Consider the following 24,824-nt stretch of genomic DNA (forward strand, 5'->3'; position numbering starts at 1 on the left):
GCCACACGAAGGGGAGACATGGACACCGACCACCTCACCGACATATGGGGCCGGGTCTTCGGGACCCAGCCCCCGCCCTCGCTCTGGCTGGTGCTCGTCACCGCGGCGCTGGCGCTGGGCGCCGTCGTCCCGCGCACCGCCTGGCGGCTGTCCCGCAACGCCGTCACCATCGCGCACGAGGGCGGGCACGGGCTGATCGCCCTGCTCACCGGGCGCCGCCTGGACGGCATCCGGCTGCACTCGGACACCTCGGGCCTGACCGTTTCGCGTGGCAAGCCGACCGGTCTCGGCATGGTGCTGACCGCCGCGGCGGGCTACATCGCCCCGTCGCTGCTGGGGCTGGCGGGCGCCGCGCTGCTCGCCGCGGGGCACATCACGGCGCTTCTGTGGGGTGCCACCGCCCTGCTGCTGGCGATGCTCGTCATGATCCGCAACGCCTACGGCGTGCTCACCGTGGTCCTGGCCGGCGCCGCGTTCGTCCTGGTCTCCTGGCTGACCACGCCCCAGGTGCAGGCGGTGTTCGCGTACGCGGTGGTGTGGTTCCTGCTGCTGGGCGGGGTGCGGCCGCCGTTCGAGCTCCAGGGCAAGCGGCGCCGGGGCGGCGCCGCGGACTCCGACCCGGACCAGCTGGCGCGCCTGACCCATGTCCCGCCGGCCGTGTGGCTCGGGCTCTTCCACGTCGTGACGCTGTGCTCCCTCACGGGCGGCGGCCGCTGGCTGCTCGGCCTCTGACGTCAACCCGGCCGGTACGTCCTCCCCCGCCCGCCGTTTCCGCCGCTCCCGTACGCGCGCGCACTACCAGTGCCACGTTTCGGCGGGGTTGCGCCACTTTTGATCAAGATCGGCACCCTTGCCCAGCCATTAAAGTAAGGGCATGACCGAGAGCCCCGCACACCCCGCCCTGTGGCCCGCCCCCCTCGCGCCCGGGGCCGTCGATGCAACCGTCACCGTGCCCGGCTCGAAATCGGTCACCAACCGCGGCCTGGTACTGGCCGCCCTCTCCTCCGAGCCGGGCTGGCTGCGCCGCCCGCTGCGCTCCCGCGACACCCTGCTGATGGCCGAGGCGCTGCGCACCATGGGCGTCGGCATCGAGGAGACGGCCTCGTCGAGTTCCTCCGGTCCGGCCGGGTCCGCGGACTCCGGGCAGCAGCCCGGCGGCGGCGAGGCATGGCGGATCATCCCGGCGGGGCTGCACGGCCCGGCCACCGTCGACGTCGGCAATGCCGGAACGGTCATGCGCTTCCTGCCCCCGGTCGCGGCGCTGGCGGACGGCCCGGTGCGCTTCGACGGCGACCCGCGCTCCTACGAGCGTCCGCTCGGCGGGGTCATCGACGCGCTGCGCGCCCTGGGCGCCCGGATCGACGACGACAACCGCGGCGCCCTGCCGCTGACGGTGTTCGGCGGCGGTGCCCTGGAGGGCGGCGCGGTCGAGATCGACGCCTCCTCGTCCTCCCAGTTCGTCAGCGCCCTGCTGCTGTCCGCGCCGCGCTTCAACCAGGGCGTCGAGGTCCGGCACGTCGGCGCGGCGCTGCCCTCGATGCCGCACATCCGGATGACCGTGGACATGCTGCGCAGCGTCGGCGCGCAGGTGGACACCCCCGAGGCGGGCGGCGAGCCGAACGTCTGGCGGGTCACCCCGGGTGCGCTGCTCGGCCGCGACCTCGTCGTCGAGCCCGACCTGTCCAACGCCCAGCCGTTCCTGGCCGCCGCGCTGGTCACCGGCGGTCGCGTCACCATCCCGGACTGGCCGGCGCACACCACGCAGCCCGGTGACGCGCTGCGTGAGATCTTCACCACCATGGGCGGCTCCTGCGAGCTGACCGAGCAGGGCCTGACCCTGACCGGCAGCGGCCGGATCCACGGCATCGACGTCGATCTGAGCGAGGTCGGCGAGCTGACCCCGGGCATCGCCGCGGTCGCCGCGCTGGCCGACTCCCCCTCCACCCTGCGCGGCGTCGCGCATCTGCGGCTGCACGAGACCGACCGGCTCGCCGCGCTCACCAAGGAGCTCAACGAACTCGGCGGCGACGTCACCGAGACCGCGGACGGTCTGCACATCCGGCCCCGCCCCCTGCACGGCGGGATCTTCCACACCTACGAGGACCACCGGCTGGCCACCGCCGCCGCGATCATCGGCCTCGCGGTGGAAGGCGTCGAGGTGGAGAACGTCGCCACGACGGCCAAGACCCTGCCCGACTTCCCCGCCCTGTGGGCGGAGATGCTCGACCCGTCGGCGGCCCCCGCCCGGAGAGCCTGAAGGGTCCGGCCGCCATGCGCCGCTACGGCAAGAACCCCGATGAGGACGACATCCGCGTCCGGCCCAACCGCAAGGGCAACCGTCCCCGTACGAACATCCGCCCCAAGCACGAGGACGCGGCCGAGGGCCTGGTCCTGACGGTCGACCGCGGCCGGCTGACGTGCCTCATCGACGACCGCACGGTCACCGCGATGAAGGCCCGCGAACTGGGCCGCAAGAGCGCGGTGGTCGGCGACCGGGTCGCCGTCGTCGGCGATCTGAGCGGCGCCAAGGACACCCTCGCGCGGATCGTCCGGGTCGAGCCGCGCACCTCGACACTGCGCCGTACGGCCGACGACGACGACCCGTTCGAGCGCGTCGTGGTCGCCAACGCCGACCAGTTGGCCATCGTCACCGCGCTCGCCGACCCCGAGCCGCGCCCCCGGCTGATCGACCGCTGCCTGGTCGCCGCCTACGACGCGGGCCTGGACCCGCTGCTGGTGCTGACCAAGTCCGATCTCGCCTCCGCGGACGCCCTGTTGGAGTCCTACGGCGCGCTCGGCGTCCCCTATGTCGTCACCAACCGCGAGGAACTCACCGACGGCCGCGCCGCAGAGCAGGTGCGCGAGGTGCTGAAGGGCCGGATGACGGCTTTCGTCGGGCACTCCGGCGTCGGCAAGACGACCCTGGTCAACGCGCTGGTCCCGGCGCGCCGCCGGGCCACCGGACACGTCAACGCGGTCACCGGCCGCGGCCGGCACACCACCACCTCCGCGCTGGCGCTGCCGCTGCCCGGCGACTCGGGCTGGGTCATCGACACCCCCGGCGTCCGCTCCTTCGGGCTGGCGCACATCGACCCGTCCCGCGTCATCCACGCCTTCCCCGACCTGGAGCCGGGCACCGCCGAATGCCCGCGCGCCTGCAGCCACGACGAGCCGGACTGCGCGCTGGACGCCTGGGTCACCGACGGCCACGCCGACCCGGCCCGGCTCTATTCGCTGCGCCGCCTGCTGTCCACCAGGGAACGACGCGAGGGCGACTGATCACCGGGTTTGCCCCCACCCGTCCGAGGTAAATGCATAATCACACCAAGGCTGGCGAACTGGTCACCAGGCCCTGATCGCCCGGACGGGGCCCCGGACGAGTGAGGCTGAAGTCCCGTCGTCACTCATCCAGCTGACGGAGGCAGGGCTTATGGCGTGGGCGTGGCTGCTGGTCGTGGTGGCGGGGCTCCTGGAGACCGGCTTCGCGGTCTGCCTCAAGCTCTCGCACGGCCTCACCCGCCTCTTCCCGACCCTCGCCTTCGCGGCGTTCGCGCTCGCCAGCTTCGGTCTGCTGACGCTGGCGCTGCGCAAGCTCGACGTCGGCCCGGCGTACGCGGTCTGGACCGGCCTCGGCGCGGCCGGCACGGCGGTCTACGGCATGGTCTTCCTCGGCGACGTGGTCTCCACCCTCAAGATCCTCTCGATCACGCTGGTCATCGTGGGCGTGGTCGGGCTGCAGCTGTCGGGCTCGGGCGGACACTGAGGCCCTCCACGCCCCGCACCGAGGGCTCCTGACGTTTCGTCACCCCTGTTCCGGCTGCCGTGCGTCGACCGTCGACAGCCGCGCGAAGGCCCCCGCCACGAGCCGTGACACCTCCTCCGTCTCCGCCTCCCGGCGGGTCCGCCGCGCCGGCACGCGTCCGGGCTTCGTGCCCGCGGCCACCGGCGCGACCACACACGACAGGGTCAGCCGCACCGCGGTCTCACAGGCGGCACCCAGGGCCGGCAGCTCCTCCTCGGGCCAGCCGGACTCCAGCGCGGCGACCGCCTGGTCGCGGAACCGGCCGACGAGCTCGGCGGGACCCGGCAGCGGCCCCTCGGGCGCGGGCGGGGTGCGCCGCGCCGCGGGACCGTTCGGCCGGGCGCCCGCCGGCGGCAGGGGCTCACCCGGTGCCGCCGGGAGCGGCAGCCGGTCGCCCCAGCACCCGGTCAGCGCGGCCCTGACCAGCGGATTGGTGCGCGCGGTACGCAGCGTCCAGGCGGCCGCGGCGACCACCTTGGCCGCCGCGTCGGCCCGGCCCCCGGCGACCGGGGAGCCGCCCCGCGCCAGTGCCCTGGCGACGCCGGCGAGGTAGTTGTCGGTCTCCCGGCGCACCAGTGCGCGGGCCAGCCCTTCCTTGCTGCCGAACTCGTTGTACAGCGTCTGCCGGGAGACCCCGGCGGCCGCCGCGACGTCGACCATCCGTACGGCCGGCCAGGCCCGGGCCGTCAGCGCCGTATAGGCGGCGTCCAGCAGGGATTCACGCGCTGCGGGCATCCATCGCCTCCCCGGCCGCCCGGCCGAGGTGGCCGGTGTGCGCACAGAATTGACGCGCCCTCAGACACTGTCAAGGGGGGTCGCAGCACCGGCGCACCGGACCCGCGCACGCGGCCCGCTCCGCGCCCGCTCACCTGGGCGGCGGGCGACACACGCCGGTCGGGACACAGCCGTGTGGCTGCGGCGTATACCAATGGATACTGTTCGCTCATGCCCGACTATCACGATGATCTTCGCCTCGGCCATGTGCTCGCCGACGCCGCGGACGCCGCCACCATGGAGCGCTTCAAGGCGCTCGACCTCAAGGTCGAGACCAAACCGGACATGACGCCGGTGAGCGAGGCGGACAAGGCCGCCGAGGAGCTGATCCGCAGCCAGCTCCAGCGGGCCCGGCCGCGGGACGCGGTGCTCGGCGAGGAATTCGGCAGCGAGGGCGCCGGGCCGCGCCGCTGGATCATCGACCCGATCGACGGCACGAAGAACTACGTCCGCGGGGTGCCGGTGTGGGCCACGCTGATCGCGCTGATGGAACGCGGTGAGGGCGGCGACCGCCCCGTGGTGGGCATCGTCTCCGCACCGGCGCTCAACCGCCGCTGGTGGGCCGCGGAGGGCCTGGGGGCCTTCACCGGCCGCAGCCTGACCTCCGCGAGCCGGCTTCAGGTGTCCAAGGTCGGCCGCGTCCAGGACGCGTCGTTCGCGTACTCCTCGCTGACCGGCTGGGAGGAGCGCGGCAAGCTGCCCGGCTTCCTCGACCTGAGCCGGGACTGCTGGCGGACCCGGGCCTACGGCGACTTCTGGCCGTACATGCTGGTCGCCGAGGGCGCGGTGGACATCTGCGCGGAGCCCGAGCTGTCGCTGTGGGACATGGCGGCCTGCGCGGTGGTGGTCAAGGAGGCCGGCGGGCAGTTCACCGGCCTGGACGGCAGGCCGGGACCGCACAGCGGCAACGCGGCGGCCTCCAACGGCCTGCTGCACGAGGAGCTGCTCAGCTACCTCGGCGACGCCAAGCACTGAGTCACCCCGGGCCGCCCGTCCCGGCGGCACCGGGCACCGGGCCGGCCGGCGCGAGCACGGGCGTGCGGGGCAAGCACTCGGACATGCGTCCACAACTTGCCCCTTGTTGCAGCCACCGCGGCATGTGAACATGAGAATCCCCCACTTTGTGAACTTGTGAATCCCTTCGCAAGGCACATTCACCAAGGAGGTGGCTCCACTCCATGCCCATGTACGTCAAGGACGCCATGAGCACGGTGGTCCTCACCATCGGCCCGGCCCACACCCTCCGCCAGGCGGCCCAGCTGATGGCGGCTCGCCGCATCGGCGCGGCCGTGGTCCTCGACAACGACAACAGCGGCATCGGCATCCTCACCGAGCGCGACATCCTCAACTCACTCGGCGCGGGCGAGAGTCCCGACCGGGAGACCGCCCAGTCCCACACCACCTCCGACGTGGTCTTCGCCGCTCCGGACTGGACCCTGGACGAGGCGGCGGAGGCGATGGTGCGTGGCGGTTTCCGCCATCTGATCGTGCTGAACGACCATGAAGTCGTCGGCGTCGTGTCCGTACGCGACATCATCCGCTGCTGGGCCACCGCCGAGATCCGCGCGGGCGCGGTGCCGGCCTGAGAAAACGGTCGCCCACGGCGGCCGGGCACACGAAGAGGCCGGAGCCCCATGGCGTCCGGCCTCTTCGGTTGGTACGGCAAGCCTGCTAGCCGCGCAGGGCCTGGACCGCGGCCTCCAGCCGCTTGCCGTAGTCCGCGTCCGCCTTGCGGAAGTTCTCGATCGCCCGCTGGGCGATGTCGTCGCGGGAGACCTGCGAGACGAAGCCCGCCAGGTTGTCGATCAGGCGCTCCTTCTCGTCCTCCGACATCAGGCGGTAGAGGTTGCCCGCCTGGACGAAGTCGTCGTCCTCGGCGTGCGAGGGCGCCGCCTGCTCACCCGTGGAGCCGGTCACCGCGACCGGCTGCCACAGCGCGCGGCCGGTCTCGGCCGGGCCACCGAAGCTGTTGGGCTCGTAGTTCTTCGCGCCGGCGTGCCGGCCGTCGTAGAGCGCACCGTCCCGGGCGTGGCTGCGCGCCTCGGTGGCGTGCGGGCGGTTGACCGGCAGGTGGTCGGCGTTGATGCCGACGCGGTAGCGGTGCGCGTCGCCGTACGCGAAGAGGCGGCCCTGGAGCATCTTGTCGGGGGACGGGCCGATGCCCGGCACGAAGTGGTGCGGGGAGAAGACCGACTGCTCGACCTCGGCGAAGATGTTCTGCGGGTTGCGGTTGAGCTCCAGCTTGCCGATCTCGATCGGCGGGTAGTCCTCGTGCGGCCAGACCTTGGTCAGGTCGAACGGGTTGAAGCGGTAGTTCGCCGCCTCGGCCGCCGGCATGATCTGCACCTGCACCGTCCAGGACGGGAAGTCGCCGCGCTCGATGGCCTCGCGCAGGTCCCGCTGGTGGCTGTCCGGGTCGCGGCCGGAGATCTCGGCGGCCTCGGCGGTGGTGAGGTTCTTGATGCCCTGGTCGGTCTTGAAGTGGTACTTGACCCAGAACACCTCGCCCGCCTCGTTGTTCCACTGGAAGGTGTGCGAGCCGAAGCCGTCCATGTGCCGGTACGACGCCGGGATGCCGCGGTCGCCGAACAGCCAGGTCACCTGGTGGGTGGACTCGGGCGACAGTCCCCAGAAGTCCCAGACGTTGTCCGCCTCCTGCGAGCCGGTGTACGGGTCGCGCTTCTGGGTGTGGATGAAGTCGGGGAACTTGAGGGCGTCCTTGATGAAGAACACCGGGGTGTTGTTGCCGACGAGGTCGTAGTTGCCCTCCTCGGTGTAGAACTTCAGCGCGAAACCGCGGGGGTCGCGCACCGCGTCGGCCGAGCCGAGGTTGCCGGCGACGGTCGAGAAGCGCAGGAACGTCTCGGTCTGCTTGCCGACCTCGGACAGGAACTTCGCGCGGGTGTACCGCGTCACATCGGCGGTGACCGTGAACGTGCCGTACGCGCCGGCACCGCGGGCGTGCACCACGCGCTCCGGGATGCGCTCGCGGTTGAAGTGCGCGAGCTTCTCGATCAGGAGCTGGTCCTGGATGAGACCGGGGCCGCCGATGCCGGCCGTCTCGCTGTTCTGGTTGTCCGCGACCGGGGCACCGGTCGCCGTGGTCAGCGGTCCGGTGGTGCTCTCTACCGACACGTGCGCCTCCTGAAGTCTTCTCCACCTGCCCTTGGCTTGCGCCGTACTCGATCCTACATTGGACAATGTCTAAGTCAAGAAGAGCCCGAAAGCCGTACACAATCCGGTGATGGACCGGCCACTGCTACCCTGGCTCTATCTGACTGATAGGTGATTGGCATGAGTGACCTGCTGGAACGACTCCGGGGACGCGGCTGGCGGCTGACCGCGCAGCGACGCGTCGTCGCCGAGGTCCTCGACGGGGACCACGTCCACTACACCGCCGACGAAGTGCACGCGCGGGCGTCCGAGCGACTCCCCGAGATCTCCCGCGCCACGGTCTACAACACCCTCGGTGAGCTGGTCTCGCTGGGCGAGGTGCTCGAGGTCAGCACGGACGGGCGCGCCAAGCGCTACGACCCGAACGCCCACCACGACCACCAGCACCTGGTGTGCTCGCGGTGCGGCACGATCCGCGACGTGCACCTCCAGGGCGACCCGCTCTCCGCGCTCCCCGAGCCGGAGCGCTACGGCTTCCAGGTCTCCGAGGTCACCGTGACCTACCGCGGCCTGTGCCCCAACTGCAGCACCGCCTGACCCCACCGGCAGACCCCCCACGGATCACCCCGCTGCGAGCCCGCGCCCCACGAGGCCGCGGGCTCCTTCGCGCGCGCGGCCGCGGCCGGCCCGGGGCGCCCCAGCCACCGCCGCCCCACCGCACCGACAGCACCCCTCTCCCGCCGCACCCCTTGCCCGGATCTGACGACCCGTCATATCGTCGGCCGCGCCGCGCATTCCGGCCACCGGACCGGCCCGCCCGACCGGCTCCGGGGCTGCGCACCCCCGCGGCGCCCTGTCCGCACTCCGCAAGGAGCACCCCGTGGGAGAGCCGCACCCCGTATCCGCCGCGCACCGCCCGCCCGCCGACCACCCCGCCACCCGTCGTCCACCGGCCCTCCGCGCCCGCGCCCTGACCAGGTCGTTCGGCCGCGGGCAGGGCGCGCTGGCCGCGCTCGGCCCTGTGGACGCCGAGATCGCGCCCGGCGAATTCGTCTGCCTCGTCGGCCCGTCCGGCTGCGGCAAGTCGACGCTGCTGCGGATCGCCGCCGGGCTGCTGCGCCCCAGCCGGGGCGAGCTGGAGCTCCGGGTGGACACCGCCCGCCCGGCCGCGATGATCTTCCAGGACTACGGCATCCACGACTGGAAGACCGTGCTGGCCAACGTCCGCTTCGGCCTCGACATCCAGCGCGTGCCCCGCAAGGAGGCCGACGAGCGGGCCCGCTCCTGGCTCGCCCGGCTGGGACTCACCGACTTCGCCGGCGCCTACCCGGCCGCCCTCTCCGGCGGCATGCGCCAGCGCGTCGCCCTCGCCCGCGCGCTCGCCGTCGAACCCGAGATCCTGCTGATGGACGAGCCCTTCGCGGCCCTCGACGCCCAGCTGCGCACCCTCCTCCAGGACGAGCTGCTCGACCTCACCCAGACCACCCGCACCACCACCCTCTTCATCACCCACAGCCTGGAAGAAGCCCTGGTGCTCGGCGACCGGGTCCTGGTGATGTCCGCCCGGCCCGGCCGGATCATCGCCGAACGCCGCCCGCCGTTCGGCCGCCCGCGCACCGGCGAGGTCCGCGCCACCCCCGAATTCACCGCGCTGAAGGCCGAGTTGTGGGAACTGCTGCGGGGCGAGGTGACCGGCCCCGGCACCGGCCAGGCCGCCCCGCACCAGGGGGCCGACGGGAGCGTGCCGGCATGAGCACCGACCGGCGCGGTCCCGGCCCGGACCACGACGACGCACCCCTCGCCGCGCCGGCGCGCCTCCTGGTCCGCCGACCCGGCCCCCAGGAGCTGCACCCCGGGCGCACCCACCGCCGCCGGCGCGCCCTGGAATTCGCGCTCGCCCTCGCCGTCCCGCTCCTGCTCGTCCTGGTGTGGCAGCTGGCCGCCGCCCGCTCCTGGATCGACGCCCGCATCTACCCCGCGCCGTCCACGATCCTCGCCGACGGCTGGGACCGCGCACTGGCCGGCGAGCTGTGGCCGGACGTGGCCGCCACCCTCCGGCGCGTACTGGCCGGCTATCTCCTCGGCACCGTCAGCGGCTACCTGCTGGGCCTGCTGATGGGCTCCCTGCGCCTCGTCCGGGCCGCCCTCGAACCGCTGCTGGACGCCCTGTACGTGGTCCCGAAACTGGCCCTGCTGCCGGTGTTCCTCAACATGTTCGGGCTCGGCGAGGGCCCGCAGATCGCGCTCGTCGCCGCCACCGTCTTCTTCTTCGTCTGGATCTCGACCATGGCGGCGGTGCTGGCCGTACCGGCCGGCCACCGCGACGCCGGGCGGGTCTTCGGCGCGAGCCACTGGCAGATGTTCCGGCACGTCCTGCTGCCCGCCTCGCTGCCCGCCGTCCTGGTGGGCGCCCGGATCGCCGCGGGCGTCGCCGTCCTGGTGATCGTGGCCTCCGAACAGATCGCCGCCACCGACGGGCTCGGCCACCTGGTCTTCGACGCGCGCGCCCTGTTCCAGAACGACGTGATGTTCGTCGGCATCGTGTGCGTGGCCGTCCTCGGCGTGCTCTTCTCCGAGCTGGTGCGGCTGGCCGGGCGCCTGCTCACCCCCTGGGCGCCCCGCGACCGCGGCCGCGCCCGGACCTGAACCCGCACGCGGTCCGCCCCTCCACCCCCGTACGCCTACGTCCGTACCTCGCCGCCCGCACGGAGGTCCCATGCGCACCCGCACCGCCACCCTCGCCGTGCTCCTCGCCGCGCTCGCCCTCGATGCGGGCTGCGCCGCCCCGCCACCGGACCGCGCCGCCTCCGCCGCGCCCCGCACCGTCAAGCCCGTGGCGGGCTGCTCCGCGACGGCCTGGACCGACCCCGCCGACCTCGCCCGGGACCGCGCCCCGGCCCGCTGCGTCAAGGGCGCTCCGGCACCCCGCCCGCTCCGTGAGCACCGCACCCTCACCGTCGCCACCGGCACGCTGAACGCCGAGTACGTGGCGCCGCTCCGGCTGGCCGTCGCCCGGGGCGAGTTCGCCAAGGAGGGCCTGGACGTCCGGCTGAAGGTGCTGCCCACCCCGGAGGCGCTGCCGCTGCTGGCCAAGGGCGAGCTGGACGCCCTGTGGGCGGCGCCCGAGGCCGCCGTCGTCAACGGCGTCAACGGCGGCTTCGACATCCGCTGGGTGGCCGGCAACTTCTCCCCGGACCGGCGCTCCAGGAGCGGCCTGTGGGTCCGGCTCAAGGACGGGCAGCGCGCCACCACGGCGTCCCTCGAAGGCACCCGCCTGGGCACCATGATCGGCAAAGGCTCCGTGATCATGTACCCGATGACCACGTCCCTCGCCGCCCACCACGCGGACCTCGGCTCCGTCGTCTTCCAGCAGCTCGGGTCCTCGGACGTGCTGACCGCGCTCACCGGCGGCGGCGTGGACGCGGCCTGGCTGCTCGACCCCGTCTGGCGCCAGGTCGACGGCGACCGGGCGTACGCGTTCCTCGGCGGCCAGCCCCCGGGCGAGCCGCTCGGCGGCGCCCTGTACGGCCCGAATCTGCTGCAACGGGACACGGACGCCGGGGTGGCCTTCCTGCGCGCCTACATCCGCACCGTCAACACCTACTTCGCCGGCGACTACAAGGCCGACAAGGCGTTCACCGCCGAGCTGGCCCGGCTGCTCGGGGTCGACGGCAAGGTGCTGGCCTCGGTGCCACCGCTGCGGATGGACTGGGAGATCAGGAAGGGCACCACGGACCGGCTCCAGAGGGCCTACCGCGCCGCCGGTGTCACCAAAGGGGCACCGCTGCCGGAGAACCGGCTCGTCGACCGCAGCCTCTACGCAGAGGCGGTCGGCCACCGGCCGTGACGCACACGCCCCGGACGCGAGCGCACGACAAAGGCCCGGATCCCATGGGATCCGGGCCTTGGCCTGTGAGTAGCGGGGACAGGATTTGAACCTGCGACCTCTGGGTTATGAGCCCAGCGAGCTACCGAGCTGCTCCACCCCGCGTCGATGCCCCAACTCTAACCCCGGCGCGACGACCAGCGCAAATTCCTTCCGGACGGCCCGGAAGCCGCCGCTCGCGGGCCCGATGGCACCCAGGCCCGGCGATGCCCCGGCCCCGGTGCCGACCGGCCCCGCGCGGCCGCTACGCGCTGAGCTCGTCCTGCAGCGCCGTACGCAGCCGCGCCGCCCGCTCCGCCACCTCCGGCGGGCCCAGCTCGACGGCCCGCGCACACCAGCTCTGCGCCTCGGCGAGCGCACCGCGCCGCGCGGCGAGCAGCGCCAGCCGCAGGGCGGCCCGGCCGTGCCCGGACTCGGCGGCGCGCTGCCACCACAGGGCGGCCTCGGGGAGGCTGCCCTCGCGGGCCAGCAGCAGCCCGAGGTTGAAGGCACCGTTGCGGCTGCCGGCCTCGGCCGCCGCGCGGTACCAGTTCGCCGCCTCGACGACCTCGCCGCGGGCCGCCGCGAACATGCCGACCCGCACCTGGGCGCGGCGGTGGCCCTGCCGGGCGGCCCGCTCGTACCACTGCATGCTCTCGTCGTCCGCGGCCCGCTCGTCGTCCGCCGGGGCCGCGCCCGCCGCCGACGCCATGCGGTCCAGCAGGTCCGCGAGCCGGAAGGCCGCCTCGGCGCTGCCGCCGCCGGCCGCGCAGCGCAGATTGCGCTCCGCGTCCCGCAGCTCGCCGTCCCGCAGCTGCACGATGGCGACCTGCAGCGCCGCCTCGGTGTGCCCGGCCGCGGCGGCCCGCTCGTACCAGGCGTGCGCCAGCCGCTCCTCGCCGCGGCCCGCGAAGAGGATGCCGAGGTTGAACGCGGCGTCCACGCTGCCCGCCTCGGCCGCCTTGGAGAACCACGGCTCGGCCCCGGAGGCGTCGCCGCGCTGCAGCAGCAGGATGGCGAGCGCGTTGGCGGCCTCGCGGTGACCCGCGTAGGCGGCCCGCCGGTACCACTGCTCGCCGCGGCCGGCCCGGCCCTGCCGGGCGCACAGCAGCCCGATGTTGTACGCGCCGTTGACGTCCCCGGCGTCCAGCGCGGCGCGGTACCAGCGCTCGGCGCTCTGGAGCTCGCCGCGCTCGGCGTGCAGCGCGCCCAGCGCGTTGGCCGCGTTGCCGTCGCCCTCCTGGGCGGCGCGTCGCCACCACTCCGCGGCGCTCTCCTCGTCACCGGCGTCCCGCAGCAGGTAGCCCAGCGCACAGGCGGCGCGCGCCTCCCCGTCCTTGGCGGCGGAGAGGTACCAGCGGCCCGCCTCCTGGACGTCGCCGCGGTCCTCCAGCAGGGCGCCCAGCTGCAGCGCGGCCCGGCGGTGCCCCCGAGCGGCGGCCTGGCGGTACCACTGCTCGGCCTCCTCCTGCTGGTTCAGCTCGCCGTACGCGGTGGCCGCCGGGCGGTCCGGGTCGCGGCCGTCCTCGATGAGCCGGGCGAGGCGGTACGCGGCCTCGCGGTGGCCGCGCTCGGCGGCGGTCCGGAACCAGCGCTCGGCGCCGATGTCACCGCGGTGCTCCAGCAGGTCGGCGAGGGCGTAGGCGCCCAGGCAGTGCCCGGACTCGGCGGACTGGCGCAGCCAGTACTCGGCGGCCGGCTCGTCGCCGCGCTCGCGGTGGTGCCGGCCGAGGGCGTGGGCCGCGGCCGCGGAGCCGGCGACGGCGGCGATCCGCCACCAGCCGGCCGCCTCGTCCCCGTAGCCGCGCTGATGGAGCAGAACGCCGAGGTTGTTGGCGGCGGCGCGGTCCCCCGCTGCGGCCGCGGAACGCAGGTGCGGTTCGGCGCCGTCGAGGTCACCGCGGCGCAGCAGCATCGCGCCGAGCGCGCTCATCGCGGCGGTGTCGCCCGCCTCGGCGGCCCGGCGGTGACCGGTCTCGGTCACCGCGTCGGACGCGTCGGCGGCCTCCGCGGCCTCCATCGCGTCCATCTGCAGCTCGGATTCGCGCCCGTCGTCGGGCGCATGCACAAACCGGTCCGTCTCCAACAACCTTGCCTTGTCCCCCATAAGACCCATCGTCGCATCACCTGTAACCCGCGTACACCTGGTATACCGCAGCCAGTGAGGTCACTTCAGCGGTTTGTCGACTTCCCGACACGACGACATGTCAAACTCAAGCACACAGGTTCCCTACATGGGCCGTGCGACCCGGCCTTGGCCGGGATCGAACCGAAACGTATGACGACGCATGACGAAGGCCCGGATCCCATGGAATCCGGGCCTTTGCCTGAGAGTAGCGGGGACAGGATTTGAACCTGCGACCTCTGGGTTATGAGCCCAGCGAGCTACCGAGCTGCTCCACCCCGCGTCGTTGTGTCCTTAACGTATCACGGTGCCGGGCCACCCCCGCACCGCCGTGGCCGTGCGGCCACCGGTTCGCACCGGCGGCCGCACGGCCGGCCTGACGTCGCCGACGGCTCAGCCGCCCGTCTTGCCGGCCTTCTCGGACGCCTTGGCGGCCCGGTCCAGCGCCGCCTTCAGCTTCTTCTTGGCCTCGTCGTACGCCGCCAGGTCACGCCGCCCGAGGGCCTTCTCGCCCTCGTCGTACGCCTTCTCGGCGTCGGACAGCGCCTGCTGCACCGACTGGTCGGCCGGCGGCTGCTTGCCGGTGTCGCCGCCGGGCGGGGTCTCCGTGCCGGTGCTGGGCGCCTTCTTGCCGAAGACCACGTCGAGCGCGTCCTTGAGGGAGTCCTCCAGGACGGGCTTGTTGTCGCCGTAGCTGACCAACACCTTCTTCAGCAACGGGTAGTTGGTGTTGGCGCCGCGCAGGTACACCGGTTCGACGTAGAGCAGCCCGCCGTCCAGCGGCACCGTCAGCAGATTGCCGTACTCGATTTCCGAGTCGCCGAACTTCTTGAGGATGTTGAGCTCGTTGGCGATGGCCGGATCGGAGTTGAACTTCGACTGCACCAGCTGGGGGCCGGGCACCGGTGTCTCCGACGGGAGCTTCAGCAGTCTGATCCTGCCGTAGTCGCCGCTGGTGGCGTTGGCGTCGACCGACATGAACGCCCCGAGGTTCTCCCGCTTGTTGGGCGTGAACGTCGTCGTCAGCGAGAAGGACTGGTCCTTCTGGTCCGGCATCTTCATGCTCAGGTAGTACGGCGGCACCGCGTTGCCCGACTTGGTCGTCGGGTCGCTGGGGATCTGCCAGCGCTCGGATCCGGTGTAGAAGGTCCCCGGGTCCGTGACGTGGTACGTGGTCAGCAGCTGGCGCTGCACCTTGAACAGGTCCTGCGGGTAGCGCAGGTGCTCCTTGAGCGACCCGCTTATCGCGCTCTTCTTCTCGACCGTGCCGGGGAACGCCTTCATCCAGGTCTTGAGGACCGGGTCCTTCTCGTCCCACTGGTAGAGCTTGACCGAGCCGTCGTAGGCGTCGACCGTCGCCTTGACGGAGTTGCGGATGTAGTTGACCTGGTTCTGCTGGGCCACCACCGCCCGCTGCCCGTCGGTGAGCGAGTCGGCGGTGGTGTCGCCGAGCGTGGTGCGCGAGGCGTACGGGTAGCCGTTGCTCGTGGTGTAGGCGTCCACGATCCACTTGATGCGGCCGTCGATGACCGCCGGGTAGGCGTCGCCGTCGATGGTCAGCCACGGGGCGACGGCTTCGACGCGGTCCTTGGGCGTGCGGTTGTACAGGATCCGCGAGCCGTCGCCGATGGCGCCGGAGTAGAGGATCTGCGGCTCCCCGAACGCCACCGCGTAGGCCGCGCGGTTGACCGGGTTGGAGAGGCTGACGCCGCTGCCGCCCCGGTAGCTGTAGCTCTTCTCGCTGCCCTCGTCGGAGTAGTCCAGTTCCTTCTGGGGGCCGCCGACGATGGAGTACTGCGTGGTCTTCTCGCCGTAGTACACCCGCTGCTGGTAGTCGGGGAGCTGCCCCTTGGAGGGCAGGTCCGACTCGGTGTACTGCGGGCCGCCGCCCTCGGCGGTCTCCGTGCCCTTGGCCGCGACCGCGCCGTAGCCGTGGGTGTACTTGAAGTGGTCGTTGATCCAGTTGCGCTCGGGGATACCGGCGATGTTCAGCTCACGCAGGCCGATCACGGTGTCCTGCTCGGCACCGTCCTGGTCCTTGTACCGGTCCACGTCGAGGGTCGAGGGGAACTGGTAGTAGCCCTTGACCTGCTGCTGTTGCTGGAAGGCCGGCGAGACCACGTTCGGGTCGAGCAGCCGCAGACTGGCCGTGGTGTCGGCGTCGTCCCGCAGCCGCTGGCTGTCCGCCTTGCCGGTGGGCTTGTAGTTGCCCTTGTACGGCGTGACCTGGGAATCCTGGATGTCGTACGCGTCCCGGGTCGCCTTGATGTTCTGCTTGATGTACGGCGCTTCCTTGGCCTGCTCGTTCGGCTGGACCTGGAACTTCTGCACGATGGCGGGATACAGCCCGCCGATCAGGATCGCGGAGAGCACCATCAGGCCGAAGCCGATCACCGGCAGCTGCCAGGTGCGCCGCCACAGCGTCGCGAAGAACAGCACCGCGCAGATCGCCGCGATGAAGAACAGAATCGTCTTCGCCGGGAGATAGGCGTTGGCGTCCACATAACGCAGGCCCGTCCAGTTGTCGGCCGACTTCAGGCCGCTGGACTTGACCGCGAGTCCGTACCGGTCGAGCCAGTACGCGATCGCCTTCAGCGAGACGAACAGGCCCAGCAGCACCGACAGATGACCGGTGGCCGCGGCCGTCGCCCGCGATCCCGGGCTCGTCAGCCGCAGCCCGCCGTAGAGGTAGTGCGTCAGCGCCGCGGCGACCAGGCACAGCACGGCGCAGGCGAAGCCGAAGCTCAACAGGAAGCGGTACCAGGGCAGATCGAAGGCGTAGAACGAGACGTCCATGCCGAACTGCGGGTCCGTCTTGCCGAACGAGACGCCGTTGACCCACTGCAGCCACGTGCGCCACTCACCGTAAGCCGAGGCACCGGCGATCAGCCCGATCACGGCGGTGATCGCGATCAGCGCCCACTTCTTGAACGGCGCGATGCTCATCCGGTAGCGGTCCAGGCTCTGCTGCTCCATGGACATCGCGCTCAGCGGCGGCCGCAGCCGGTGCGCCAGCCAGATGTTGAGGCCGACGGCCAGCGCCATGAGGACGCCGAAGACGGCGAAGAGGCCGATCTTCGTCCACAGGGTGGTGGTGAAGACCGACGAGTACTTGACCGAGCGATACCAGAGCCAATCGGTCCAGAACCCCGAAAACATCACAAAGAGCATGGCCAGTACGGCCAGCACACCCAGTGTCATCAACAGGGTCCGGATCCGCCGCGAAGGTCGGCCGACTCTGATCCGTGGCCCTGTGGGGCCTGAGCCGCGGTCCGGCATCTGGAAAGCCAAGGTGCGCACCTCGAAGTTCGCTGTCGTGTGGAGCAGGCCCCGCGATCGTAGGACCCACTGATGCAACTTACGAAGGCTTTACTCGGTTCCCGCTTTCCGGGGTGGACAAGGCACGATGTTGAGCATGACCAACCTCCCCGTTGACGGCACCCCCCTCGCCGCCGACCCGCTGACCCGCGCGGTACTCGAAATCGACGAGTACGCCGCCGGACTCGGCTGGGATCAGCCCGCCCGACTGTTCGCCCTCGTCGACTCCGCCAAGCTGCGCGAGCAGGAACCCTCGCTCGCCGCTCAGCTCGGCATCGACGACTCCACCACCGCTTCCCTGACCCCCGTGGAGCAGGACGAGATCCCGGCCGAGGTGCCGCTGGACGAGTTCCTGGCCACCATCGCCTGGCCGGACGCCGTCGCCGGCTGCGCCCTGACCGTGGAGCGGCTGATGCTGCCGCCGTCCGCCGAGGACTCCGAGCCCGCGGGCATGGACGAGGCCCAGCTCGCCAAGTGGGTCGCCGGGCACCCGGACCGCCAGGAGGTCCGGATGACGGTGGCCGTGCTGCGCGACGGCCGGCGCGAGTCGGCGCTGCGGCTGCGCGAGAAGGACTCCACGGCCGAGGTGCTCACCGGGGCGGCGCTCGTGCCGGGCCTGGCCGAAGCCCTCGCCACGACCTTCGAGAGCTGACCGGCGGTACGCCTTCCCGCCGCGGCCCCGAGGGGCGGCGGCGGGTCCCGCCGGGCCCTGCGTACGGGCCCGGCGGATCTGTGTACGGGCCCGGCAGACCTGCGTACGGGCCCTACGACCGGCCGGCCGGGCTGCAGCTCGGCAGGTCGGCGAGGTCGCCCTTGCGGATCTTGTCGAGCGCCTTGACGGCATCGCCGATGGTGTCGACCTTGACCAGGCGGAGCCCGGCCGGGGTGTCCTTCGCGGCGGTGGCGCAGTTGTCCTTGGGCGTCAGGAAGAACTCCGCGCCCTTGTCGCGCGCGCCGACGGTCTTCATCGAAATGCCGCCGATCGGGCCGACCTTGCCCTTGTCGTCGATGGTGCCCGTACCGGCCACGAACCTGCCGCCGGTCATGTCCCCCGGCGTGAGCTTGTCGACGATGCCGAGCGCGAACATCAGCCCGGCGCTCGGGCCGCCCACATCGGCCAGCTTGACGTCGATGGGGAACGGGAAGAGGTGGTCCACGCCGGCCTGGATGCCGACGATGGCGCGGCCGTCCGGCGCCTTCTGCGTCGGGATCGACACCTGCTTCTCGCCGCCCGCGGGCTTCTTGCCCTGCTTCTCCGCCGCGGCCGCGACCTTGACGGGGATGATCGTGAAGACGACCTGCTCGCCCGGCTTGTGCTTGGTCACGAGCTTGGCGACGTCACCGGCCTGCTTGACCTCCGTGCCGTCCACCGCCTTGATCACATCGCCGGCGTGCAGCCGCCCGTCGGCCGGCTTGTCCTTGACGACGGTGCCGACGACGGTCTGCCCGGCCACCGGGATGTGCAGTTGGTTCAGGGCGGCGGCCTTGGCGCTCTCCTGGGACTGGCTGAACTCCTCGGCGTTCTCCTGGTCGGCCTGCTCGGCCGTCTGTCCCTCGGGGTAGAGCGTCTTGTGCGGCACCACGGCGTTGTCGTGGTCCAGCCAGCCGTAGACCGCCTCGAAGAGGTTCATCCGGTAGTCGGGGCCGGTGACCCGGACGGTGGTCATGTTGAGGTGACCGGTCGTCGGGTACGTCTTGCGCCCGGAGATCTGCAGTACCGGCTCGCCGTCGTGCTCACCGAGCGTGTTGACCGTCGGTCCCGGCGACATCTCGGAGTACGGCACGGGAATCAGTACCCCGGCGCAGAGCAGCGCGATCAGCATCAGGGTCGAGGCGAGCAGCGTCGCGGTGCGGCGTGGCATGGAACGACAGTACGGGACGGGTATGACAACCGGCCCGCGGGGCCGTCCGTACGGGGGCGCACAGCCACCCGCCCTCGGGCACGGCACACCGAGCCGGCCGTGCCACCGCGTACGGCCGGGCGAACGTCAGGCGGAGTCCGACGCGGCCCGGACAGGTTCGGAAGCGGGATGTTCTTTTTCCATCGCGTCCCGGAACCGGGCATAGCCCGCGAGTTCCGCGACGTCCCCGGCCTTGCGGTTCCGCAGGGCCCAGGTGCTCCACAGCGCGGCCACCACCCCGGCACCCACCGGAATCAGCAACCAGAGGAGCGCACCCATCAGCGACCTCCCAACCCCTTGTACGACCGCGATCGACGAATAAGCAGATTAACCATCTACCAGGTCAACGCTTATGCCAGGGGGCCGGTTACGCAACCGGGAACTTCCGGAACACAATGCACCGGTACGGCTCCGCACCCGGGAGTTACTCCCCTGGTGCAGGGGCTCCTACCCGGAACTTCAGCACGCTCCCACCCATTCCTCGGTTCCGTCCGAGAACGTCTGGTGCTTCCAGATCGGCACCTCGTGCTTGAGGTCGTCGATCATCCGGCGGCAGGCGTCGAACGCCTCGCCCCGGTGCGGGCAGGAGACCGCCACGACGACGGCCAGATCACCGATGCGCAGCTCGCCCACCCGGTGGACGGCAGCCAGCGCCCGCACGGGGAAGTCCGCGACGACCTTCTCGGCGATCCGGCGCATCTCCGCCACGGCGGTCGGGTGCGCGGAGTAGCCGAGGCCCTCGACGTCGGCGCCGTTGTCGTGCGAGCGGACCGTGCCCACGAAAAGGGCCGTGCCGCCGGCCGCCGCGTCGCCCACGGCGGCGAACACCTCGTCCACGGACAGCGCGCTGTCGCGGATCTCCAGGAGCCGGATGGGGTCCGCCGCGGCCCGCTCACCGGGGTGGTCGCGGCCGGGGGTCGAGTCAGAAGGCGTGCCAGACATGCCTCCATCGTGCCGTACGCGCACCCGCGGCGGAATGGCCGTTTCCACCGGTCGTCCCGCCCCCGGTATGGAGACTTCTCCAGCCCCCCGGAAACCGGCCCGGCCCGGCCGGCCCGCTGCCGCTCAGATGCGACGGCGGGCCTTACGGGCGCGCCGCACGAGAGCGGCGGTGCCCAGCAGGGCGACGGTCGCGCCGGCGGCGCCCGCGGCGGTGGCGTCCTTGCGGCCCAGTCGGCGGCCGGCGACGGTGTGGCGGCCGGCGACCTCCTCCAGCAGCTCGGCGAGCACCTCCTCGTTCGTCCACCGGGGCCGCCAGCCCGCCTCGTGCAGCCGGCTGCCGCTGACCACCCACGGATGCATGGTGTACGCGAGGTCCCCGGCGGGCGACGGGGTCAGCCCGATGCGGTGCAGGCGGGCGGCGGCGCCGAGGGCCACCGAGGACGGCAGCTCCATGCGCCGGATCCCGGACAGCTCCTCGACCTCCTCCTGCTCCAGCCAGCCGTCGCAGCCCACCGCCAGCTCCCCGTCGACCTTCTCCAGCGCCGCGTACTCCAGGGCGCTGACCAGGTCCTCGACGTGGCAGAACTGCCAGGCGGGCCGGGATCCGGCGACGACCAGCAGGCGGGGCGATTCGAAGTAGCGGGTCAGCGCGGTGTCGGTGCCGCCCACCAGGACGGCGGGGCGCAGAACAGTGACGTTCAGGCCGGGGTGTGCGCGGGGCGCGCGGCGCGCGAGGTGCTCGATCTCCAGGAGGTCGCCGACGCCGGTGGCGTCCGCGGTGGCCCGCAGCTCGGCGTCCTCGGCCAGCGGCACGTCGTTGTCGGGCAGCGCCCCGTAGACCATGGCGGAGGTGCACAGCACCACCCGGTGGACGCCGGCGGCCGCGGCGGCGGTCAGCACGGTCTGGGTGCCGCGCACGTTGTAGGCGGTGCGCGCGGTGGCGTCGGTCTCCAGGTCGAGGTCGAGCGCAAGGTGGACGACGACGTCCACGCCGCGCAGCTTGTCGGCGATGGCGGGGTCGCGTACATCCAGGACGTGCCAGTGCGCACCGGCGACGTCGCCGCGCCGCTCGTCGAGCGCCACCACCTCCTTGACCTCGTCGGAGTCGACCAGGGCACGGGTGAGCTGCGCGCCGACGCCGGAGGCGGCGCCGGTGACGGCGACGACGGGCCGGCGCAGCGGCCGGTCCGGGGCGCCGCCCGCGGTGTCGCCTGTCTTCTCGGTCTGGGCCGCAGCGTTTCGCGCTGCGCGAACGGTCGGATCTGGGGAACTCACCGGGCGTCTCCAGCGGTTGTCTTCAGTACGGGCGCGTGCTGACGCGTCCGCACCAGGTGGCTCCATCCTGCCGCAGCCACCGGGCCAGCGAAGCACCGAGCCCCGAAGCGGTCCGGGTGTCTACGCTGGAGGTGATGTCGGGCAGCCGCCGTCGGCCACCTGGTCGGCGGCCCTACGAGCCGAGGAAACCCGTGAGTGACACCCCATTCGGATTCGGCCTTCCGCCGGAGGAGCCGGAGGACGGCGACAACGGCAAGAAGAAGGGCGGCCAGGGAGGTAGCCAGGGCCCCGCGGACCCCTTCGGGTTCGGTGGCGGGAGCGGCGCGGACAATCCGTTCGCGGCGCTCTTCGGCGGCATGGGCGGCCCCGGTGGCGAGATGAACCCCGGCGATCTGGGCGCCGCCTTCCAGAAGCTCGGCCAGATGCTCTCGTACGAGGGCGGCCCGGTGAACTGGGAGATGGCCAAGGACATCGCCCGGCAGACCGTCGCGCAGGGCGCGCAGGACGGCAGCAAGGACGCGAGCCTGTCGCCGGGCGAGCGCTCCGCCGTCGAGGAGGCGGTGCGGCTGGCGGACCTGTGGCTGGACGGTGTGACGTCGCTGCCGTCGGGCTCGGGCTCGGTGGTGGCGTGGAGCCGCGCCGAGTGGGTCGAGGAGACCCTGCCGGTGTGGAAGGACCTGGTCAATCCGCTCGCCGAGCGCGTCGGGGCGGCCATGGGCGATGTGCTGCCCGAGGAGATGCAGGCCATGGCGGGCCCGCTGCTCGGGATGATGCGTTCCATGGGCGGCGCGATGTTCGGCACCCAGATCGGGCAGGCGCTGGGCGTCCTGGCCGGTGAGGTCGTCGGTTCGACGGACATCGGACTGCCGCTGGGCCCGGCCGGGAAGGCGGCGCTGCTGCCCGGGAACGTCACGACGTTCGGCGCGGGCCTGGGCGTGCCGCAGGAAGAGGTGCGGCTGTATCTGGCGCTGCGCGAGGCCGCCCACCAGCGGCTCTTCGCCCATGTGCCGTGGCTGCGCTCGCACCTGTTCGGTGCCGTCGAGGGGTATGCGCGCGGCATCAAGGTCGACACGACCAAGCTGGAGGACGTGGTCGGCCAGATCGACCCCCAGCACCCCGAGGAGCTGCAGAACGCACTCCAGCAGGGCATGTTCCAGCCCGAGGACACCCCGGAGCAGAAGGCGGCGCTGGCCCGGCTGGAGACCGCGCTGGCGCTCGTCGAGGGCTGGGTGGACGCGGTGGTGCACGCCGCGGCCAAGCCGCATCTGCCGTCGGCGGACAAGCTCCGGGAGACGCTGCGGCGGCGCCGGGCGAGCGGCGGCCCGGCGGAGCAGACGTTCTCGACGCTGATCGGTCTGCAGCTGCGTCCGCGCCGGCTGCGGGACGCCTCGCGGCTGTGGGCGTCGCTGACGGACGCGCGTGGTCTGGACGGCCGCGACGGCCTGTGGGAGCACCCGGACATGCTGCCGACGGCGGCCGACCTGGACGACCCGGACGGCTTTGTGCATCACGAGCAGCCGGACTTCTCCGAGCTCGACAAGATGCTCGGCGAGGCGGCCCGCGACCGCGGGACGGACCTCGGCAAGCCCGGCCGGGAGGGCGACGACCCGGACGGGACGCCTGGCGACGGCAAGGGTGACGGCGACAAGTGAGTCTGCACGCCGAGGCGGCGCGGACGCTCAAGGAGTGGCCCGCGCCGTCGCCCGATCAGGACCAGCTGCGGCTGGCGTATCTGGACCATCTGGCCGCCCACCGGGACGGCATGTGGAAGCCCTGCAAGGAGGGGCATCTCACGGCGAGCGCGCTGGTGATCGACCCGGCCGCGGGCCGGGTGCTGCTGACGCTGCACCGCAAGCTGAAGATGTGGCTGCAGATGGGCGGCCACTGCGAGCCGGAGGACGCCTCGCTGGCGGACGCGGCGCTGCGTGAGGCGCGCGAGGAGTCGGGCATCGCCCGGGGGCTGACGCTGCTGCCGGGCGGACCGGTGCGGCTGGACCGCCACCGGACGCCGTGCGCGGTGCATCTGGACGTGCAGTACGCGGCGCTGGTGCCCGAGGGCGCGGTGGCGGCGATCAGCGACGAGTCGCTGGACCTGAAGTGGTTCGCGTACGACGAGGTGCCGGGGGTCGCCGACACGTCGGTGGTGCGCCTGGTGGAAGCCGCCCGCGCGCTCCTCTAGAGGGGACCTGCGGATCCGGCGCCCCCCGGGGGGCGCCGGATCCCTGTTCTCGGCGGGTCAGTTGGTGAAGATGTTGCCCTGGTTGGCTCCCCTGACGCCCTGCTGGCCCATGCCGAACTGGGCGGCCAGGCCGGAGCCGATGACCGCGTTCTGCGGCGGCAGCAGCTCGCTGGGCTGGACCAGCGCATAGCCCTGGCCGAGGAAGCTCAGCTCCCAGCCCTCGCCGGTGCTGCCGCGGCGCCGCCACACCCCGGAGGAGTGCGTCTGCGCCTGCATCTGCACCCGCAGTGACGCGGACCAGGCAACCACCGCGTCGGCGTCGGCGTTGACGTACTTGTCGGGCGTGACCTGCAGCATCAGCGGCTGGCCGGAGGTCATCAGGGCGACCTTGCCCTGCCCGGAGATGTTGAGCTGGTACTTGCCGGTGCCGGAGATCCCGTACTGGCTGTCGACGGAGACGACCTCCCAGTGGAGACCGGAGTCCAGCGCCAGCACGTAGCTGCTGTCGACGGTCAGGCCGTCGTGGTCGACGTCGACGACGTGCACGTACTGGGCGAGGTTGGCCAGGTAGACGGTGCCCTGCCCGGAGACGCGCATCAGGTCGAGGCCCTCGCCGGAGTGGGCGCGGGCCCGGTGCTGGCCGGGGGTCTGGTAGTTGCCGTCGAATTCGAGCAGCCCCTGATAGGCGACCATCGACCCCTTACGGGCGAGGACGTCGTCGTGGCCCTGGAGGGCGACCCGCAGCAGCTGGCTGTTCTGCAGGGCGTAGCGGTCCTGGGTCTGTGCCTCGGTGAAGGCGAAAAGCGGACTCTGCATGGCGTTCGGTCCTCCCCCTCAGCCCCGGGCCCGGAGCCGGTCGGTGCTGTCCTCGCTGGGCTGGACGACGACGAACCCCTGGCCGGAGAAGCCGAGTTGGTACGCCTCGCCGCTGCCGCGCCCGATCATCGAGGACGCCTTGAAGCTGCGCTTGCCCTTCATCTTCAGGTGCGTCGACCAGGCGACCAGCGCGTCCGGGTCCACGTAGGTCTCGTCCTCGCCGCGGCCGCAGTCGACGACGATGGGCGTGCCCCGGGAGGTCAGGGCGACCCAGCCGGTGCCGGAGATCCCGACGTTGAACAGGCCCTGGCCGGCGAACTTGGCCATGCCCTTGACGCGCTGCACGCCCCACTGGAGGTGGGCGTCGAAGGCGAGGAGGTTGGTGCCGTTGACGGAGAGCGCGTCGCCGTTGAGGTTGATGCAGACCACGTCGGCGCCGTAGTCGGCGAGGTAGAGCAGCCCGTCGCCGGAGCACTTCATCAGGGGCGCGCCCTCGCCGGTGAGCCACTGGGAGGCCATCTGGCGCACGGCGGGCGGATTCGGCTCGTACTGCACGAATCCCTCGTAGGCGACCATCGAGCCGGTGCGCGCGAAGACGTCCTGGCCGCTCTGCATGGCGATCTTCACCATGGCGCTGCCGTGGTTCTCCATACGGGCGGCGGGCGGGGTCGGGACGTAGCCCGACAGCTGTTGCTGGGTCATGACGGGCTCCC

At 72.3% G+C, this 24,824-nt stretch carries 23 protein-coding genes and 2 tRNA genes; 13 read left to right on the top strand and 12 right to left on the bottom strand.

Going from position 1 to position 24,824, the window contains the following annotated elements; translation table 11 throughout:
• Positions 1 to 18: 18 nt before the first annotated feature.
• The 4 genes from OO62_RS25045 to OO62_RS25060 all read left to right on the top strand — a co-directional run bounded on the left by OO62_RS25045 (position 19) and on the right by OO62_RS25060 (position 3,763).
• On the top strand, positions 19 to 732 hold the full coding sequence (locus tag OO62_RS25045) for a M50 family metallopeptidase (RefSeq protein ID WP_033269815.1): 714 nt from the start codon (positions 19 to 21) through the stop codon (positions 730 to 732).
• Between the two features lie 142 nt (positions 733 to 874).
• Positions 875 to 2,257 (top strand): 3-phosphoshikimate 1-carboxyvinyltransferase, encoded by a 1,383-nt coding sequence (gene aroA / locus OO62_RS25050; protein ID WP_033269816.1) that lies wholly within the window; start codon positions 875 to 877, stop codon positions 2,255 to 2,257.
• Between the two features lie 14 nt (positions 2,258 to 2,271).
• Positions 2,272 to 3,279, top strand: a complete 1,008-nt coding sequence (gene rsgA, locus OO62_RS25055) for a ribosome small subunit-dependent GTPase A (protein WP_033269817.1) — start codon at positions 2,272 to 2,274, stop codon at positions 3,277 to 3,279.
• 151 nt (positions 3,280 to 3,430) lie between these two features.
• The gene (locus OO62_RS25060; RefSeq protein WP_033269818.1) at positions 3,431 to 3,763 is read left to right on the top strand and encodes a DMT family transporter; all 333 of its coding nucleotides are present in this window, start codon (positions 3,431 to 3,433) and stop codon (positions 3,761 to 3,763) included.
• A 39-nt stretch (positions 3,764 to 3,802) separates the two neighbouring features.
• Here OO62_RS25060 and OO62_RS25065 read toward each other — a convergent pair whose 3' ends face one another.
• Positions 3,803 to 4,537, bottom strand: coding sequence for a TetR/AcrR family transcriptional regulator (locus OO62_RS25065; RefSeq protein ID WP_033269819.1), 735 nt, complete (start codon positions 4,535 to 4,537; stop codon positions 3,803 to 3,805).
• Between the two features lie 210 nt (positions 4,538 to 4,747).
• Here OO62_RS25065 and hisN point away from each other — a divergent pair, with 210 nt between their 5' ends.
• Entirely contained in the window at positions 4,748 to 5,551 is an 804-nt protein-coding gene (hisN, locus tag OO62_RS25070) for a histidinol-phosphatase (RefSeq protein WP_033269820.1), read from the top strand.
• A gap of 209 nt (positions 5,552 to 5,760) precedes the next feature.
• Complete coding sequence (locus OO62_RS25075) at positions 5,761 to 6,162, top strand: CBS domain-containing protein (protein ID WP_033269821.1); 402 nt, start codon at positions 5,761 to 5,763, stop codon at positions 6,160 to 6,162.
• Positions 6,163 to 6,247: 85 nt separating this feature from the next.
• On the opposite strand, the gene OO62_RS25080 is transcribed toward OO62_RS25075, so the two are convergent.
• Positions 6,248 to 7,711: a catalase gene (locus OO62_RS25080; RefSeq protein ID WP_033269822.1), complete on the bottom strand. Its 1,464-nt coding sequence runs from the start codon at positions 7,709 to 7,711 to the stop codon at positions 6,248 to 6,250.
• A gap of 159 nt (positions 7,712 to 7,870) precedes the next feature.
• On the opposite strand from OO62_RS25080, the gene OO62_RS25085 reads away from it, so the two are divergent.
• From OO62_RS25085 to OO62_RS25100, 4 genes are all read left to right on the top strand, one after another.
• A complete protein-coding gene (locus tag OO62_RS25085) occupies positions 7,871 to 8,287 on the top strand; it encodes a Fur family transcriptional regulator (protein WP_033269823.1) in 417 nt (138 codons plus the stop codon).
• A 373-nt stretch (positions 8,288 to 8,660) separates the two neighbouring features.
• Entirely contained in the window at positions 8,661 to 9,443 is a 783-nt protein-coding gene (locus OO62_RS25090; protein ID WP_051733577.1) for an ABC transporter ATP-binding protein, read from the top strand.
• Positions 9,440 to 10,336, top strand: a complete 897-nt coding sequence (locus OO62_RS25095; RefSeq protein ID WP_228332529.1) for an ABC transporter permease — start codon at positions 9,440 to 9,442, stop codon at positions 10,334 to 10,336. The genes OO62_RS25090 and OO62_RS25095 overlap by 4 nt, the downstream gene beginning before the upstream one ends.
• A 70-nt stretch (positions 10,337 to 10,406) precedes the next feature.
• Positions 10,407 to 11,537 carry an ABC transporter substrate-binding protein gene (locus tag OO62_RS25100; RefSeq protein WP_033269825.1) on the top strand — a complete coding sequence of 377 codons (1,131 nt, stop codon included), beginning with the start codon at positions 10,407 to 10,409 and terminating at the stop codon, positions 11,535 to 11,537.
• 70 nt (positions 11,538 to 11,607) lie between these two features.
• Here the strand turns inward: OO62_RS25100 and OO62_RS25105 are convergent.
• The 4 genes from OO62_RS25105 to OO62_RS25120 form a co-directional block, all read right to left on the bottom strand.
• Positions 11,608 to 11,681, bottom strand: a tRNA-Met gene (locus OO62_RS25105).
• A 139-nt stretch (positions 11,682 to 11,820) separates the two neighbouring features.
• Complete coding sequence (locus tag OO62_RS25110) at positions 11,821 to 13,671, bottom strand: tetratricopeptide repeat protein (RefSeq protein ID WP_180290209.1); 1,851 nt, start codon at positions 13,669 to 13,671, stop codon at positions 11,821 to 11,823.
• Positions 13,672 to 13,889: 218 nt separating this feature from the next.
• Positions 13,890 to 13,963, bottom strand: a tRNA-Met gene (locus OO62_RS25115).
• 110 nt (positions 13,964 to 14,073) lie between these two features.
• A complete protein-coding gene (locus OO62_RS25120) occupies positions 14,074 to 16,959 on the bottom strand; it encodes a UPF0182 family membrane protein (RefSeq protein ID WP_228332668.1) in 2,886 nt (961 codons plus the stop codon).
• A gap of 136 nt (positions 16,960 to 17,095) precedes the next feature.
• Here OO62_RS25120 and OO62_RS25125 point away from each other — a divergent pair, with 136 nt between their 5' ends.
• A complete protein-coding gene (locus tag OO62_RS25125) occupies positions 17,096 to 17,650 on the top strand; it encodes a PPA1309 family protein (protein WP_033269828.1) in 555 nt (184 codons plus the stop codon).
• A 112-nt stretch (positions 17,651 to 17,762) separates the two neighbouring features.
• Here the strand turns inward: OO62_RS25125 and OO62_RS25130 are convergent, their stop codons facing one another.
• From OO62_RS25130 to OO62_RS25145, 4 genes are all read right to left on the bottom strand, one after another.
• On the bottom strand, positions 17,763 to 18,860 hold the full coding sequence (locus tag OO62_RS25130) for a YlbL family protein (RefSeq protein WP_033269829.1): 1,098 nt from the start codon (positions 18,858 to 18,860) through the stop codon (positions 17,763 to 17,765).
• 126 nt (positions 18,861 to 18,986) lie between these two features.
• A complete protein-coding gene (locus OO62_RS25135; protein WP_033269830.1) occupies positions 18,987 to 19,178 on the bottom strand; it encodes a hypothetical protein in 192 nt (63 codons plus the stop codon).
• Between the two features lie 180 nt (positions 19,179 to 19,358).
• Positions 19,359 to 19,841, bottom strand: coding sequence for a molybdenum cofactor biosynthesis protein MoaE (locus OO62_RS25140; protein WP_033269831.1), 483 nt, complete (start codon positions 19,839 to 19,841; stop codon positions 19,359 to 19,361).
• Positions 19,842 to 19,964: 123 nt separating this feature from the next.
• Positions 19,965 to 21,116: an SDR family oxidoreductase gene (locus OO62_RS25145; protein ID WP_033269832.1), complete on the bottom strand. Its 1,152-nt coding sequence runs from the start codon at positions 21,114 to 21,116 to the stop codon at positions 19,965 to 19,967.
• A gap of 191 nt (positions 21,117 to 21,307) precedes the next feature.
• Between OO62_RS25145 and OO62_RS25150 the strand changes: the two genes are divergently transcribed.
• Both OO62_RS25150 and OO62_RS25155 read left to right on the top strand, forming a co-directional pair.
• Positions 21,308 to 22,768 (top strand): zinc-dependent metalloprotease, encoded by a 1,461-nt coding sequence (locus tag OO62_RS25150; protein WP_033269833.1) that lies wholly within the window; start codon positions 21,308 to 21,310, stop codon positions 22,766 to 22,768.
• Entirely contained in the window at positions 22,765 to 23,295 is a 531-nt protein-coding gene (locus OO62_RS25155; RefSeq protein ID WP_033269834.1) for an NUDIX hydrolase, read from the top strand. Before OO62_RS25150 ends, OO62_RS25155 begins: the two co-directional genes overlap by 4 nt.
• A gap of 57 nt (positions 23,296 to 23,352) precedes the next feature.
• Here the strand turns inward: OO62_RS25155 and OO62_RS25160 are convergent, their stop codons facing one another.
• Together OO62_RS25160 and OO62_RS25165 are read right to left on the bottom strand one after the other, a co-directional pair.
• Positions 23,353 to 24,111 (bottom strand): AIM24 family protein, encoded by a 759-nt coding sequence (locus OO62_RS25160; RefSeq protein ID WP_033269835.1) that lies wholly within the window; start codon positions 24,109 to 24,111, stop codon positions 23,353 to 23,355.
• An 18-nt stretch (positions 24,112 to 24,129) separates the two neighbouring features.
• Complete coding sequence (locus OO62_RS25165) at positions 24,130 to 24,813, bottom strand: AIM24 family protein (RefSeq protein ID WP_033269836.1); 684 nt, start codon at positions 24,811 to 24,813, stop codon at positions 24,130 to 24,132.
• Positions 24,814 to 24,824 lie beyond the last annotated feature (11 nt).

The sequence above is a fragment of the Streptomyces lydicus genome (assembly GCF_000717345.1).
In the GTDB taxonomy this organism is placed as follows: domain Bacteria; phylum Actinomycetota; class Actinomycetes; order Streptomycetales; family Streptomycetaceae; genus Streptomyces; species Streptomyces lydicus.